The sequence below is a fragment of the Cupriavidus phytohabitans genome (genome assembly GCF_017815025.1).
Taxonomy (GTDB): Bacteria; Pseudomonadota; Gammaproteobacteria; order Burkholderiales; family Burkholderiaceae; genus Cupriavidus.
The window spans coordinates 141,964-157,967 of the sequence record NZ_JAGIQB010000003.1 but is presented as its reverse complement, the minus strand read 5'-3'; the positions used below and the strand labels follow the sequence as shown (position 1 = coordinate 157,967).

General features: G+C 65.3%; 10 protein-coding genes and 1 other RNA gene. 3 read left to right on the top strand and 8 right to left on the bottom strand.

The window, feature by feature from the left end:
- Nucleotides 1-96 precede the first annotated feature (96 nt).
- Together cphA (J8I34_RS03180) and cphA (J8I34_RS03175) are read right to left on the bottom strand one after the other, a co-directional pair.
- The gene (cphA, locus tag J8I34_RS03180; RefSeq protein WP_209805302.1) at nucleotides 97-2,667 is read right to left on the bottom strand and encodes a cyanophycin synthetase; all 2,571 of its coding nucleotides are present in this window, start codon (nucleotides 2,665-2,667) and stop codon (nucleotides 97-99) included.
- A 43-nt stretch (nucleotides 2,668-2,710) separates the two neighbouring features.
- The gene (cphA, locus tag J8I34_RS03175; RefSeq protein ID WP_209805301.1) at nucleotides 2,711-5,347 is read right to left on the bottom strand and encodes a cyanophycin synthetase; all 2,637 of its coding nucleotides are present in this window, start codon (nucleotides 5,345-5,347) and stop codon (nucleotides 2,711-2,713) included.
- 253 nt (nucleotides 5,348-5,600) lie between these two features.
- On the opposite strand from cphA (J8I34_RS03175), the gene J8I34_RS03170 reads away from it, so the two are divergent.
- Both J8I34_RS03170 and J8I34_RS03165 read left to right on the top strand, forming a co-directional pair.
- Complete coding sequence (locus J8I34_RS03170; protein ID WP_209805300.1) at nucleotides 5,601-7,898, top strand: cyanophycin metabolism-associated ABC transporter; 2,298 nt, start codon at nucleotides 5,601-5,603, stop codon at nucleotides 7,896-7,898.
- Entirely contained in the window at nucleotides 7,888-8,394 is a 507-nt protein-coding gene (locus tag J8I34_RS03165) for a cyanophycin metabolism-associated DUF1854 family protein (protein ID WP_051320361.1), read from the top strand. The genes J8I34_RS03170 and J8I34_RS03165 overlap by 11 nt, the downstream gene beginning before the upstream one ends.
- A 56-nt stretch (nucleotides 8,395-8,450) precedes the next feature.
- Here the strand turns inward: J8I34_RS03165 and J8I34_RS03160 are convergent, their stop codons facing one another.
- The 6 genes from J8I34_RS03160 to ompA form a co-directional block, all read right to left on the bottom strand.
- Nucleotides 8,451-9,482: a fimbrial protein gene (locus J8I34_RS03160; protein WP_209805299.1), complete on the bottom strand. Its 1,032-nt coding sequence runs from the start codon at nucleotides 9,480-9,482 to the stop codon at nucleotides 8,451-8,453.
- 215 nt (nucleotides 9,483-9,697) lie between these two features.
- Entirely contained in the window at nucleotides 9,698-10,099 is a 402-nt protein-coding gene (locus tag J8I34_RS03155) for a hypothetical protein (protein ID WP_029045722.1), read from the bottom strand.
- A gap of 98 nt (nucleotides 10,100-10,197) precedes the next feature.
- Nucleotides 10,198-10,556: a transfer-messenger RNA gene (gene ssrA, locus J8I34_RS03150) on the bottom strand.
- Between the two features lie 88 nt (nucleotides 10,557-10,644).
- Complete coding sequence (gene gph, locus J8I34_RS03145; protein ID WP_029045721.1) at nucleotides 10,645-11,319, bottom strand: phosphoglycolate phosphatase; 675 nt, start codon at nucleotides 11,317-11,319, stop codon at nucleotides 10,645-10,647.
- Entirely contained in the window at nucleotides 11,316-12,062 is a 747-nt protein-coding gene (ubiG, locus tag J8I34_RS03140; RefSeq protein WP_209805298.1) for a bifunctional 2-polyprenyl-6-hydroxyphenol methylase/3-demethylubiquinol 3-O-methyltransferase UbiG, read from the bottom strand. Before ubiG ends, gph begins: the two co-directional genes overlap by 4 nt.
- A gap of 110 nt (nucleotides 12,063-12,172) precedes the next feature.
- Nucleotides 12,173-12,826 (bottom strand): outer membrane protein OmpA, encoded by a 654-nt coding sequence (gene ompA, locus J8I34_RS03135; protein WP_029045719.1) that lies wholly within the window; start codon nucleotides 12,824-12,826, stop codon nucleotides 12,173-12,175.
- A gap of 433 nt (nucleotides 12,827-13,259) precedes the next feature.
- On the opposite strand from ompA, the gene gyrA reads away from it, so the two are divergent.
- On the top strand, nucleotides 13,260-15,911 hold the full coding sequence (gyrA, locus tag J8I34_RS03130) for a DNA gyrase subunit A (protein WP_029045718.1): 2,652 nt from the start codon (nucleotides 13,260-13,262) through the stop codon (nucleotides 15,909-15,911).
- Nucleotides 15,912-16,004: the final 93 nt, after the last annotated feature.

The following is a 16,004-nucleotide window of genomic DNA, read 5'->3' as shown; positions in this document are numbered from 1 at the left end:
CCGCAGAACTGGCCTTTTTGTTGCTGAGGAAGCTCAGATTGCGCGTGTTTGCTCCCCTTTTATGGGAGAGGGGAGCAAACCACCGGCGGAATTGAATTAACCCTGCGCGATCCGCCCCGCAATATGCCCCAGCGCCTCTTCCACCTGGTCCACCAGGACCAGGCACAGGTCGCCCGGCTTCAGGTGCGACAACGCAGTGTCGATGGCCAGGAATTCGCCGCGGATTTCCTCGACCTGGCTCGTGCGCTGCGCCCCCTGCAGGCCTTCGCGCAGCAGCGCCAGCACCTCGCCGTCGGCACGCCCGCGCTGGCACTGGTCCTGGTACAGCACCACTTCGTCAAACACGCCGCCAAGGATCTGCGTCTGCCGGCGGATGTCCTCGTCGCGGCGGTCGCCGGCACCGCTGATCACGACCAGGCGGCGGCCGGCCGGCATGGTCTCGACCGCGTTGCACAATGCCTGGATCGCGTCCGGGTTGTGGCCATAGTCGGCGATCAGCATGGCGCCCTTGTAGTCGAACACGTTGAAGCGGCCGGGAGCCGTCGCGGCGTCATTGACGAAGGTAGCCAGGCCGCGGCGGATGATGGCCCAGTCGATGCCCAGCGCCCACGTGGCGGCGATCGACGACATCGCGTTCTCGACCTGGAAGCCGATGGTGCCGTTGCGCGTCAGCGGAATCTCCGCCAGCGCCAGGCGCACCTCGGTGTCGCCTTCGGCGGCCACGATCTCGGCACCGTCGACAAACACCACGCGCTTGCCCTGAGCGCGGTGCGTGGCCATCGCCGGCTGGTTGGGGTCGTGCGCGAAAAAGGTCACACCGCCGGGACAGGCATCGGCCATGCGCACCACCATCGGGTCGGCGGCATTGAGGACGGCCGTGCCGTGCGGCGCGACGTTCTGCACGATCACGCTCTTGAGCACCGCCAGGTCTTCCACCGAATTGATGTACGACAGGCCCAGGTGGTCGCCTTCGCCGACGTTGGTCACCACGGCCACGTCGCAACGGTCGAAGGCCAGGCCTTCCCGCAGCAGGCCGCCTCGCGCGGTTTCAAAAACGGCCGCGTCGACATCGGGGTGCAGCAGCACGTTGCGGGCGCTGCGCGGGCCGCTGCAGTCGCCGGTGTCGATGCGCTCGCCCTGGATATAGACGCCGTCGGTGCCGGTCATGCCCATGCGCAGGCCGCTGGTGGCCATGATATGGGTGATCAGGCGCACGGTCGTAGTCTTGCCGTTGGTGCCGGACACGGCCACCACCGGGATGCGGCCATCGTCGCCATCGGAGAACATGGTCGAGATGATCGCCTCGCCCACCGCGCGGCCCTTGCCGTACGATGGCTGCAGGTGCATGCGCAGGCCCGGCGCGGCGTTGACCTCGACGATGCCGCCGGCCTGTTCCTCGAACGGCTTGAGCATGGTCTCGCACACCGCGTCGACGCCGGCGATGTCCAGGCCCACCATCTGCGCCGCGGCCACGGCGCGCGCGGCGATGTCCGGGTGGACGTCGTCGGTCACGTCGGTGGCGCTGCCGCCGGTGGACAGGTTGGCGTTGTTGCGCAGTACCACGCGCGTGCCCTTGGCCGGCACGGAATCGGCGGTCAGGTGCTGCTTGGCCAGCACCGCCAGCGCGATATCGTCGAAACGGATCTTGGTCAGGGAGGTGGCATGGCCCTCGCCGCGGCGCGGGTCGCGGTTCACTTCCTCGACCAGCTCGCGCACGGTGTGCACGCCGTCGCCGGTGACCTGGGGCGGGTCGCGGCGCGCGGCCGCCACCAGTTGCTTGCCCACCACCAGCAGGCGGAAGTCATGGCCCGGGATGTAGCGCTCGACGATCACGTCGGAGCTGATGTCCGCGGCAACCTCGTAGGCCGTCATCACCTCCTCGCGGGTGCGGATGCGCACCGCCACGCCCTTGCCCTGGTTGCCGTCGCGCGGCTTGACCACCACCGGGGCGTCGATCTCCTGCGCGGCGGCCCAGGCTTCCTCGGCGCTGCGCACCGAGCGGCCCAGCGGCACCGGCACGCCGGCGGCGTGCAGCAGGCTCTTGGTCAGTTCCTTGTCCTGCGCAATCGATTCAGCCACTGCGCTGGTGCGGTCGGTTTCGGCAGCCTGGATGCGGCGCTGCTTGCTGCCCCAGCCGAACTGCACCATCGAGCCCTGCGTCAGGCGCCGGTAGGGGATGCCGCGGGCCACGCCCGCGTAGACGATCGAGCCGGTGCTGGGGCCCAGGCGCACGTCCTCGTCCAGCTCGCGCAGGCGGTGCAGCGCGTCGGCCAGGTCGAAGGCGGTGTCGTCGCGCGCGGCCAGGCACAGGACCTCGGCCAGCTCGAATGCCAGCCGGCCGACTTCTTCCTCGCTGTACTGCACGATCACCTGGTAGGTGCCGGGCTCGATCGTCTGAGCGGTGCGGCTGAATGTGACCGGGCAGCCGGCGGCCGCCTGCAGGCGCAGCGCGGCGACTTCGAGGACGTGCGCGAGCGAGAGTTCGCCCGATTCCTCGTCCGGGCGCAGCGGCCCGATCTCGGGAAAGCGCGCGCGCAGCCGGTCTTCAAAGCCGGGCATGTCCGACAGCATGTCGGCGGTGTCCTGGCAGGCCACGATCGCTTCAACGGCGGTGTGGCGGCACCACAGGTTCGGGCCCCGCAGGGCCCGGATACGGGAGACTTCCATGGAATGGTTCCGTGTCTTCAATGCGCTGTGTTCAGGCGCCGCTTCAGGCGCGGCGCGCAGGCTGGCCCATCCAGTGGTGCACCAGGTCGACGGTGGCCGCGGTGGCGGCCTCGTCGCACTGCAGCACCAGCAGGTCGCCCGGCACCAGCTGGCCGAGTGCGGTCTCGATGGCTTGGGCACGTGCGCCTTCGTCGATGATCTTGGTCACGCGGCGGCCTTCGTACAGCCCTTGCTTGAGCAGCGCGCGCGCCTCGGCATCGGCAAGGTCGCGCTTGACGCTGCGGTCTTCGCACAGGAAGACGCGGTCGAAATGCTGGCCCAGCACCTTGCCCTGACGCACCAGGTCTTCCTCGAGGCGTTGCACGCCGGCGCCGTAGACCACCATGCGGCGTTCGGACGGGAAACGGTCCAGCGCGACCGCCAGCGCTTCCAGCGCGGGCGCGTTGTGGGCGTCGTCGACGACCACGGTGGCGCCGTTGCGCTCGAACAGCGTGAAGCGGCCCGGCACGTCGACCTGGCCGACGTCGAAGGTCACCACGCCGGCGCGGATGAGGTCGTTGGAGATGCCCAGCGCCCAGCCCGCGGCCACGGCCGCCAGCACGTTCTCGACCTGGAATGCTACGCGGCCGGCGTAGGTCAGCGGCACCGCGGCCACGTCGACGAGCGGCGTTTCCTTGCTGCCGGTGGCCAGCACGATCTTGCCTTCGCGCACATACACTGCGCGCTTGCCTGCGGCGCGGTGCGACATGATCGCGGGCAGCTCCGGCGTCAGGCCGAAGAAGATCACGTCGCCGTCGCACAACTCGGCCATCTCGACCAGGCGCTCGTCGCGCGCGTTCAGCACGGCGGCGCCGTCCTTGAGCACAACGTCGACCTGCGTGCGCAGCACGTTGTACATGCGGTCCTCGTCCTCGACGTAGTAGTCGCCGAGGTGGTCGGGCTGGTCGAAGTTGGTGACCACGCCGACCTGGCAGCGGTCATAGACCAGGCCTTCGGACAGGATGCTGCCGCTGTCGTTCTCGAACACGGCGGCCTCGACCGCGCGGTTCATCAGGATGCGGTGGCCGGCGTCCCAGTTGGCGCGGTCGCCGCCCTGCACCAGGCGGCGGTCCAGGAACAGGCCGTCGCTGCAGGCCAGGCCGGTATGCTTGCCAGACAGCTGCAGCAGGCGCGCGACCAGGCGCGCCACCACGGTCTTGCCGTTGGTGCCGGTCACGCCGACGACCGGGATGCGGCCGCAGTCGTCCTGCTCGGACTCGGGGAACAGGTGGTTGACGATGGCGCGGCCCACCGGACGCGGCGTGCCTTCGGCCGGCTTGATGTGCATCAGCAGGCCCGGACCGGCGTTGACCTCGACGATGGCGCCGCGCTGCTCAGCCAGCGGGCGCGAGATGTCCTCGGCCACGAGATCCACGCCGGCGATGTCCAGCCCAACCACGCGCGCGGCCAGCGACGCATGCGCGGCCACGCTCGGGTGGACGCGGTCGGTCACGTCGAAGGCAACGTTGCCGTTGCGCTGGATCAGCACGGTGCGGCCTTCCGCCGGCACCGAGCTGCCGTCCATGCCCTGGCGCTTCAGCTCCAGGCGCGCGGCGGAATCCAGGCGCACGCGGTTCAGCGGATGGTCTTCGGTGCTGCCCCGGCGCGGATCGGAATTGATCTGCAGCTCGATCAGCTCGTCGATGGTGGACTTGCCGTCGCCGACCACGCAGGCAGTCTCGCCCATCGCGGCGGCAACCATGCGGCCGCCCACCACCAGCAGGCGGTGTTCGTTACCGGGAATGAAGCGCTCGACGATGACGCCGCTGCCTTCGTCCAGCGCCACCGCGTAGGCGGTCTCGACCTCCTCGCGGGTGACCAGGTTGGTAAAGACGCCGCGGCCGTGGTTGCCGTCATAGGGCTTCACCACCACCGGCACGCCGATGTCTTCGGCGGCGTCCCAGGCGTCTTGCGGCGAGTCGACCATGCGGCCTTCCGGCACCGGCACGCCGCACGACTCGAGCAAGCTCTTGGTCAGGTCCTTGTCGCGCGAGATGCTTTCGCCGATGGCGCTGGTCCGGTCGGTCTCGGCCGTCCAGATGCGGCGCTGGCGTGCGCCATAGCCCAGCTGGACCAGGTTGCCGTCCGACAGGCGGATGGCGGGGATGTCCCGGTCGTCGGCGGCATCGACGATGCACGCGGTGCTGGGGCCGAGGCAGTGCTCGTCGACCAGGCGGCGCAGGTGGTCCACGGCGGCGGCGACGTCGAAGGGACGGTCCTCGATCGCGGCCATGACCAGATCGCGCGCGCTGAACAGGGCGGCGCGGGTGACTTCCTCGTGCCAGGCACGGACGATCACCTTGTAGACGCCGCGCACCGGGGTCTCGCGCGCCTTGCCGAAGCCGCCGGGCATGCCCGCCAGGTTCTGCAGCTCAAGCGTCACATGTTCCAGGATATGGCCGGGCCAGGTGCCTTCCTTCAGCCGCTGCAGGAAGCCGCCGCGCTCGCCGATACTGCAGCGATGCTCGACCAGCGAGGGCAGCCATGCCGCCAGGCGCTCGTAGAACCCCGGAATCGTGTTGGAGGGAAAGTCCTCCAGTTCCCCGATATCGACCCACGCCTCCAGCACGGGCCGATATGTCCACATATTCGGGCCGCGCAGCGACATGACATCGAAAATCTCAATGTCCTTCTTTTTCATTGAATTTGCTTGAGGCAGTGGGCGGAACGCCCGAGAAATGGAAGCCTAACCTTTCAATAACGTTACAGCTTAGTACAGGTTGACTTTCTTCGATTAAAAGTGTTTGTGCAGTGCATCAGGACGACCCGCGGTTCGCTGTTATTTACGCTGTTATGTATACTGCGGGCGAATTCACGGGCAGCCAGTCCGCGCCCGGCCTAAATTTGTTTCAAGTTATGTCCTTTCCCCCTGGACGCTGCACGCTGCGCCATCCATGACCCAGTCCTCCCTGCCTGCCCTCAACACACCCACCTCCGACGAGCCCTGGCGTGCCGGATCCGGAACGTGGCTCCGTCCCGGTGAGAACGTCCTGGCCGGACTGGTGCTGGACCTCGACGCGAGGCTGCATTTTACCCAAGGGTGGCTGGTTGTGACGGACCAGCGCATCGTCGCCCGCGCGCCCGGTGAAAAAAATGTGCGGGAATGGAACATCTCGCCCGAACTGCGCCTTTCCCATACTGATCATGCGGGGGTCGGGGCCCTCGAACTGGCTGGGCCGGGCGGGAGGCTGGCCAGTTGGCGATATACGCTTGGTTACAATCCTGCCGCGCTGCGGCTGGCCGACCAGTTCGAAACGCGGCGCGACGCAGCTTCCGCGGTCGGGGCAGGCGAGTCAGGCGGAGTGGTGTGCCCGACCTGCAAGGCGCCGCTGCCGCCGGATGATGAGGAGTGCCCGCAGTGCAACCGCGAGCTGGAAACACCGCCGTCGACCTGGGCGCTGCTGCGCCTGTGGCGCTTTGCGCAGCCTTACCGCTGGCAACTGCTGGCCGGTTTCATGCTGACGCTGCTGTCCACCGGCGCCACGCTGGTACCGCCGTACCTGACCATGCCGCTGATGGACAAGGTGCTGATTCCGTATCAAAACGGGGTGCCGATCGACTACGACCTGGTGCGCATGTACCTTAGCGGCCTGCTCGGCGCCGCGCTGGTGGCATGGAGCCTGGGATGGGCGCGCACCTATCTGCTGGCGCGCGTATCCGAGCGCATCGGTGCCGATTTGCGCATAACAACCTACGAACATCTGCTTAAGTTGTCGCTCGAATATTTCGGCGGCAAGCGCACCGGTGACCTGATGGCGCGCATCGGCTCGGAAAGTGACCGCATCTGCGTGTTTCTGTCGCTGCACCTGCTGGACTTTGCCACCGACGTGCTGATGATCGTGATGACGGCGGTAATCCTCGTTTCGATCAACCCCTGGCTGGCGCTGGTGACGCTGGTGCCGCTGCCGTTCATCGCCTGGATGATCCATCTGGTGCGCGACCGCTTGCGGCACGGCTTCGAGAAGATAGACCGCATCTGGTCGGAGATCACCAATGTGCTGGCCGACACCATCCCCGGCATCCGGGTGGTCAAGGCCTTTGCGCAGGAAAAGCGCGAAGTGACACGCTTCCGCGAGGCCAACAAGCATAACCTCGCCATCAACGACCGCGTCAACGCGGTATGGTCGCTGTTCACGCCGACCGTGACGCTGCTGACCGAGATCGGGTTGCTGATCGTGTGGGTGTTCGGCATCTGGCAGGTCTCGCACAGCGCCATCACGGTAGGCGTGCTGGTAGCCTTCCTGACCTATATCAGCCGCTTCTATACGCGCCTCGATTCGATGAGCCGCATCGTTTCCGTCACGCAGAAGGCCGCGGCGGGTGCCAAGCGGATCTTCGACATCCTCGACCATGTCTCGAGCGTGCCCGAGCCGGTGCGTCCGGCGAAGCTCGACAAGGTCGAAGGCGCCATCGACATGCGCGACCTCGGCTTCCGCTATGGCAACCGGGCGGTGATCCGCGGGCTGGACCTGTCGATCGCCCCGGGCGAGATGATCGGGCTCGTCGGGCACAGCGGCTCGGGCAAGAGCACGCTGGTCAACCTGATCTGCCGCTTCTACGATGTGTCGGAAGGGGCGATCCGTGTCGACGGCGTCGATATCCGCTCGCTGCCGGTGTCCGAGTATCGCCGTCATATCGGCCTGGTCCTGCAGGAGCCGTTCCTGTTCTTCGGCACCATTGCCGACAACATCGCCTATGGCAAGCCCGATGCGACGCGCGAGGAGATCATCGCCGCCGCGCGCGCCGCGCACGCGCACGAGTTCATCCTGCGCCTGCCGCACGGCTATGACTCGCTGGTAGGAGAACGCGGCCAGGCCCTGTCGGGCGGCGAGCGCCAGCGCATCTCGATCGCGCGTGCGCTGCTGATCAACCCGCGCATCCTGATCATGGACGAGGCCACGTCGTCGGTGGACACGCAGACCGAGAAGGAAATCCAGAAGGCGCTAGACAACCTGGTGCAGGGCCGTACCACCATCGCCATCGCGCACCGCCTGTCGACACTGCGCAAGGCCGACCGCCTGGTGGTGATGGACCGCGGCAAGATTGTCGAAGTCGGCAGCCACGATGAGTTGCTGTTGCGCGAGGGCGCTTACTTCAAGCTGTACCAGGCGCAGGCGCGCAATGTCGATACCGAAGACGAGGACCGGGAAGAAGCCGTGACCCAAATGCCGGAGGTGGCAAATGTCCACTGACACGAAATTGGCGGACATCTATGCAGCAGCCAGCGCGACTTTCACGCTGTCGCGCAATCCGTTCGGCCGCCTGACGTTGATCCATGGCGACGGCACTGTCCACGAAGGGGTGGTGCCGGTGCGGGCCTTTCCGATCTCCGCACCGCAGGGCGGCATTGGCATGATGAGCGCAGACGGGCATGAGGTGGTATGGATTCCACGGCTCGAGAGCCTGCCTGCGGCGGAGCGCAGCATGATCGAAGAAGAACTCGCGTCGCGCGAGTTCATGCCGGAGATCGAGCACATCGTCGAGGTCTCGACATTTGCCACGCCGAGCGTGTGGACCGTGCAGACCGATCGCGGCCGCACGTCGCTGGTGCTGCGTGGGGAAGAGGCGATCCGCCGCCTGTCCGGCAATACGCTGATGGTCTCGGACAGCCACGGCATCCATTACCTGATCCGCGACCTGATGGCGCTGGACAAGCGCAGCCGCAAGCTGCTGGACCGGTTCCTCTGATAGCCGGCACGAAGGCGGCGCAAGCCGCAGCAGCGGCGCCTGACGGCGCCGCGTTTCTACTGGTAATCCAGCGTAAATATCATGGCACTCGACACCGTACCAGGCGACGGTGTGCCGCCCAGGGCGACATAGCGCGCGCCAAAGCGGTAGGTGGAAGGCACGTTGGCGGCAATGTTGCCCATGGCATTGCGTACTTGAAGCGGCACGGGCGCGCTGCCACTGGCGTTGACGATCTGCACCCCCGCACCGCTGGCCCTGCCGCTTGTCCCCGCATTGGCGATTCCAAGTATGCCGTTGGGCGCTGATTGCACCGGGGTTCCGCCCGCGCCGTCCAATGTCAGGCCGACGATGGCATTTCCGCTGCAGGTCAGCTGGATCGAGAAGGGCGTATTGCCGGCAGCACCCTGGGTGGCCAGCGTACTGGCGCTGACGTTGGGCAATGTCACCACGGTGGGGTAGTTGACATTGCAGGCAATCTCTCGCGGCGAGGCACTGCCTGAGAAGCCGATGTAGTTGACGTAGCCGCCGCCGAGCGCTCCTGCCGTCGAGCCCTTGTAGACGCCAAAGCCGAAGCGTGTCTGCGTGGGATCGAGATCGCCGGTGGAAATGACGCCGGTCTTCACGAATTCCACCGAAACCGATACGGAATAGGTCATGTCCGCATTGACCGTGCCGAGGTTGGCGGCGCGTGTATCGCAATTGACCCCCCAGGCATTGGTCATCGGCTGTCCCGAGGCGTTGCGCAGCCGGATGCCGACGCCAGCGACGCCGGTGGAATAGACGCCCGGCATGACTTCGCTGCCCGAACCGTAGTAGCAGGAAATGATCGGCGCGCCGGCAACCACGTATGGCGGGGTCACCGTGCATTGGCCAGTGAAGGTGTAGTAGCGGACGGTACCCGGAATTGCGCTGCCGACGGGCAGGTTCACAGCCACCGCCATATTGTTCATGGTCTGCAGATAGGGCATGGCGGGCGTGGCGGTACAGTCGGCATGGGCGAGATGCGGGGCTGTCAGGCACGCGAGCACCAGAAGCCAGCGTTTGAGCGCACCGAGCAGGCGGGTACCGGTGGGTAGAGCGTTGTGCATAGGTCTCAGCGATTGCGGGAGGCTGGCGGCGGCCTTGCCTGCCAGTTCGCGTTGGCTGGAGTTGGCGCCGCCTTGCCGGTTGGAGGACGAGCCAACTGTAGTCGCACTGCTCAGCGCCTAAGGTCGGAAAATTCCCGATGCACCGGGAAAATTTCGGCAGTTGCGGCGCTCATGCCGAAACCGGCGCCGCTGATCCGAGCGTCGCTGAAGTACGCCTAGTGCAGTACGTCCGAGCCGTCTTCGTCTTCGTCCCAGTCCTCGTGCATCACCGGCAGCTCCGGCACCATGTCGAACACCATCGAGTGGAAGCGCACGCTGAACCACGCCCGGAACATAGGCAGCGACAGCGTTTCCGGCCAGGCCGAATCGTCGAACCACTCGCCCAGCATGAATTCGAAGAACGCCTGCCAGCGCTTCTCCACCCAGCGCACGGCGTTGTCATGCGAGTCGGCAAGCTCGTCGGGCAGTAGGAACACGCTCTGGTCCTCGCGCACCTGCTCGAGCGTGAGGTTGGGGACGGGCTGCGGATCGACGGCCTGGATCCAGTCCAGGAACGGCTGTTCCGGCACCAGGGCGACCATGGAGCGGTTGACGAGGAAGCGGGGGTGATCTGACATGGCGAAACGCGAGGCGGGGAGAACTTCACACAAAAAACGGGCCAGATGGCCCGTTCAGGATCCTGCGCTGCTGTCGCAGCGAGGACGGTGCGGTGTACTGGTGGAGCCGGCGGGAATCGAACCCGCGTCCGCAAGCCCTCCACAGAGAGTTCTACATACTTAGTTCTGTCATTTGATTTAACCGGCGCATCGCGGACGAACACGCTCTACGACGGCGAGTCACCAGGTTTTCGTCCCCGGACCCGTGACACTTCCGGAGCTTATCTGACGTAAATGACCTCGCGTGGTCTTGCGACCCTAGCCCGTCAGCGAGCCAGTGCGAGGACGGCGGCCCTTAGGCTGCCAGTGCGTAACGTTCGTCGTTAGCAGTTATTGCATTCCCATTGATTAACGAGGTGACGGGTCCTCGGTATGCCCTCCACTGCTTTGTAACCCACGTCGAAACCAGGTCGGCCCCAGTGAGAAGAAGCTGGATTGTACCCGGTTGGATGCAAAGTGTCTCGGGTAGTTCCATACCGGCCACCCGTGCGTCGGCCGCCACATCGCTAGCTGACGGCTGCGGGCACCAGCAGGGGAATCAGTTCGGACGGATGGCGCACCAGGTGGTCGGCGCCCCAGGCCTCCGGCGGCTCGCCATCGCCGCAGTAGCCATAGGCTGCCGTGACCGTGATCATGCCGGCGGCCTTGCCTGCCTGGATGTCGCGCAGGTCGTCGCCGACGTACACGCAGCGGCACGGATCGACGCCTGCGCTCGCCGCGGCGTGCAGCAGCGGGGCAGGGTGGGGCTTGGCATGGGCCGTGGTGTCGCCGCTGACCACGGCACTGGCGCGCGGCGCGAGCCCGATGGCGGCAACCAGCGGCACCGTGAAGCGCGCGATCTTGTTGGTGACGATGCCCCAGGGGATGCCGGCCGCTTCCAGTGCCGACAGGACCTGCGGCATGCCGTCGAACAGGCGCGTGTGGACGGCGATGTCGGCTTCGTAGTAGTCGAGAAAGATATCCCGCAGCGCCGGAAACTCCACGTCTTCCGGCGCCAGCCCGAAAGCCGCGCCGAGCAGGCCGCGCGCGCCATGCGAGGCGACCGGGCGCAGCTTCTCATACGCCACAGGCGGGCGGCCGCGCTCGATCACGAGCCGGTTGGCCGCGGCGGCCAGGTCGGGGGCCGTGTCCGCCAGCGTTCCGTCCAGGTCAAAGAAGACGCCCGCGATGCCCCCGCTCATGCGGCCACCCGGCGGAACGCCATCATGTAATTCACATCCGTATCGCGGCCCAGCGCATAGACCTGCGACAGCGGGTTGTAGGTCATGCCGCGCATCTCCATCAGATCCAGCCCGGCATTGCGCGCAAAGCGCGCCAGCTCGGATGGCGTGATGAACTTGTCATAGTCGTGCGTGCCGCGCGGCAGCATGTTCAATACATACTCCGCACCCACGATGGCCAGCAGGTATGCCTTCAGGTTGCGGTTGATGGTCGAGAAGAAGACGTGGCCACCCGGCTTCACCAGCGTCGCGCAGGCTTGCACGATGGAGGCCGGGTCCGGTACGTGTTCCAGCATCTCCATGCAGGTTACGACATCCACACTGGCGGGCTCGCGCGCCGCCAGCGCTTCTGCCGCGATCTCCTCATAGGTCACGGCAACGCCGGACTCCAGGCTGTGCAGGTCCGCGACCTTCAGCGCCTTGCTGGAGAGATCGATGCCGCGCACGGTCGCGCCAAGGCGTGCCATGCTCTCGGACAGGATGCCGCCGCCGCAACCCACGTCGACCACGCGCTTGCCGGCCAGGCCGGCGAGCCCGTCGATCCAGCCCAGGCGCAGCGGATTGAGTTCGTGCAATGGCTTGAACTCGCTCTCGGGATCCCACCAGTGGTGGGCCAGCTCGCTGAACTTGTCGATTTCCTTGGGGTCGGCGTTCCGGCGCAGCGGATCGGGATGGGCGGACAGGGTCTGGGAAGGCAACGTCATCGTATGCGGGCCGGCGGCAACTGCCCACGCCGGCGGAGGAGGTGTGTGGGCAACTGTATCAAAAAAAAAGCCCAGCTTGCGCTGGGCTTTCTTGATCGGAAAGGATCCGATTAACGTGCGCTGCGGGTGCCGACCACTTCGACTTCCACGCGGCGGTTCGGCTGCTGGCAGGCGATCTGGGCCTTGCGGTTGCCCTTGCACGACTTCGGATCGACCTTCAGCTGGCGCTTGCCCTTGCCTTCGGTGTAGACGCGGTTGGCTTCAACGCCCTTGCTCACCAGGTAAGCCTTGACCGATTCAGCACGGCGGATCGACAGGCGATCGTTGTACTTGTCCGAACCGAACGAGTCGGTGTGGCCAACGGCGATGATGACTTCCAGGGTGATGCCTTGCAGCTTCGAGACCAGGTCGTCCAGCTTGGCCTTGCCTTCGGGCTTCAGCACGGCCTTGTCGAAGTCGAACAGGGTGTCAGCAGCGAAAGTGACCTTCTCGCTCGAGACGACCGGCGGAGCCACCGGAGCCGGTGCCGGGGCCGGTGCTGCGGGAGCCAGGGCGCCGTCGCACAGGGCGTTGGCGGTGGCCGGAGTCCAGGAGCTGTCGCGCCAGCAGAGCTCGTTCGTGCCATTCTTCCACACGTACTCGCTCGTACCGTTGCCCCAGTTATCGTTCACTGCCTTCTTTTCGTAGGGGACGGACTGGGCTTGAGCGGATGCAGCCATTACTGCGGTAGCTGCAACGAGCGCGAGCTTGGCAAATTTTTTCATATTTCTCCTCTCAGGATGAGATCACCGCAGGGTTACTGCGAGCAAATGGACGAAAACAAGTCATACATTCTTCGGAGTATAACATTCTCGATGTGGTTTATGCTCCACTTCGAACAATGTCTGGCTCTTCGCTGGGGAATTGTGCCACAAGGGTCGTTTCCTAAGAAGTAAATATATTCGATTCGCCCCACGGGTTTTGGGCCTGTGGTGTTTGTGCAACATGGGTCTTGTGTCGCCCGCAAAGCCTTGTGGCATCAGGGTTTCCGGAATTCGGGCAGAGCCGCCGGCCGGCTCCGGGAGGGCTGTCCGGGCGCCGTAAGCCGGGGGTGCCGGCATGTTAGAATGGCACGTTGCCCAGCCGTCAGGCGCCTGCCCGCGCCACGTGAAAAAGGGCCTGTCATTCGCTTAAACCTGCCGCATAAACCACGCCGCAATGGATCCATTCGCAAAAGAAACCCTTCCGGTCTCCCTCGAAGAGGAAATGCGCCGCTCCTATCTCGACTACGCCATGAGCGTGATCGTGGGGCGCGCGCTTCCCGATGTGCGGGACGGCCTGAAACCGGTGCACCGGCGCGTGCTGTATGCGATGCACGAGCTCAACAACGACTGGAACCGTCCGTACAAGAAGTCGGCCCGTATCGTCGGGGATGTGATCGGTAAGTATCACCCCCACGGCGACACTGCTGTATACGACACCATTGTCCGCATGGCGCAGGACTTTTCCCTGCGTTACATGCTGGTGGACGGGCAGGGCAATTTCGGATCGGTCGATGGCGATAACGCCGCGGCCATGCGTTATACCGAAATCCGCCTGTCGAAAATCGCCCACGAGATGCTGCACGATATCGACAAGGAAACCGTCGATTTCGACAGCAACTATGACGGCTCTGAAAAAGAGCCTTCTATTCTCCCGGCCCGTATTCCCAATCTGCTAATCAACGGTTCCTCGGGTATTGCAGTGGGTATGGCCACCAATATCCCGCCGCATAACCTGAATGAAATCGTCGACGGCTGCCTGCATCTGCTGCGCAATCCGCAGGCGACGGTGGATGAACTGATTGAATTGATTCCGGCGCCGGATTTTCCCACCGCCGGCATTATCTATGGCATCCAGGGCGTGCGCGAGGGCTATCGCACCGGCCGCGGCCGCGTGGTCATGCGCGCCAAGACGCACTTCGAGGACATCGACCGGGGCCAGCGCCAGGCAATCATCGTCGACGAGCTGCCCTACCAGGTGAACAAGCGCACTCTGCTGGAGCGCATCGCCGAGCTGGTCACTGAGAAGAAGATCGAGGGCATCTCGGATATCCGCGACGAATCCGACAAGTCCGGCATGCGCGTGGTGATCGAACTCAAGCGCAACGAGGTTCCCGAGGTCGTCCTCAACAACCTATATAAGAACACCCAGCTGCAGGACACCTTCGGCATGAACATGGTGGCGCTGGTCGACCGCCAGCCGCGCCTGCTGAACCTGAAGCAGATGCTGGAATACTTCCTCGCGCACCGCCGCGAGGTCGTGACCCGCCGCACCGTATTCGAACTGCGCAAGGCGCGCGAGCGCGGCCATGTGCTCGAAGGCCTGGCCGTGGCGCTGGCGAACATCGACGAGTTCATCGCCATCATCAAGGCCGCGCCGACGCCGCCGATCGCCAAGCAGGAACTGATGTCCAAGGCCTGGGATTCCAGCCTGGTCCGCGAGATGCTGGCACGGGCCGAAGGCGAAACCCCGGGCGGCCGTGCATCGTACCGGCCGGACGGCCTGCCGGCGGTATTCGGCATGCAGGCTGACGGCCTGTACAAGCTGTCCGACAGCCAGGCGCAGGAAATCCTGCAAATGCGCCTGCAACGCCTCACCGGGCTGGAACAGGACAAGATCGTCCAGGAATACCGCGACATCATGGCGGAAATCGCCGACCTGCTCGATATCCTGGCGCGTCCGGAACGCATTACCGCGATCATCACCGACGAACTGACTGCCATTCGCGCCGAATTCGGCGATGACCGCCGTTCGCAGATCGAACTGAACGCGACCGAGCTCGACACCGAGGACCTGATCACGCCGCAGGACATGGTGGTCACCCTGTCCCACAGCGGCTATATGAAGAGCCAGCCGATCTCCGAGTACCGCGCGCAAAAACGCGGTGGTCGCGGCAAGCAGGCGGCGGCAACCAAGGAAGACGACTGGATCGATACCCTGTTCGTGGCCAACACCCACGACTACATCCTGTGCTTCTCGAACCGCGGCCGGCTGTACTGGCTGAAGGTCTATGAGGTGCCGCAGGGCTCGCGCAACTCGCGCGGCCGTCCGATCGTCAATATGTTCCCGCTGTCGGACGGCGAAAAGATCAATGTGATCCTGCCGGTGCGCCAGTTCGACGCCGAGCACTTTATCTTCATGACCACTGCCCGCGGCACGGTCAAGAAGACCGCGCTGACCGAGTTCTCCAACCCGCGCAAGGCCGGCATCATCGCGGTCGACCTGGATGACGGCGACTACCTGATCGGTGCTGCCGTGACCGACGGCCAGCACGACGTGATGCTGTTCTCCGATGCCGGCAAGGCGGTGCGTTTCGACGAGAACGACGTTCGCCCCATGGGGCGGCAGGCCCGTGGCGTGCGCGGCATGAATCTCGAAGACGGCCAGGCTGTGATCGCCATGCTGGTGGCGCCGGCGGAAACCGCCGAGGAAGCCGAGACGGGCGGCCGCGGCAGCGTGCTGACCGCGACCGAGAACGGCTACGGCAAGCGCACACCGATCGCCGAGTACACTCGACACGGCCGCGGCACCAAGGGCATGATCGCGATCCAGACCAGCGAGCGTAACGGCCGCGTGGTGGCGGCGGCGCTGGTTTCGCCGGAAGACGAAATCATGCTGATCACCACCGGGGGCGTGCTGATCCGCACCCGTGTTGGTGAAATCCGCGAGATGGGCCGCGCCACACAGGGCGTCACGCTGATCAACGTCGACGAGGGCACCAAGCTGTCCGGCCTGCAGCGCATTGTCGAGAGCGACGCCGACAATGGCGCCAGCCCGGAAGAGACGGAAGAGGCGGGCGGTAATGCCGATGCCGACGCCAATTCGTAACCAAATGGCCCCATCGCGCGTTAAAACGTAAATTGTTGCAACAACAGGACGTCAGCCGGAACTCGACTTGCGGCTGTCCGGACTAAAACGGAC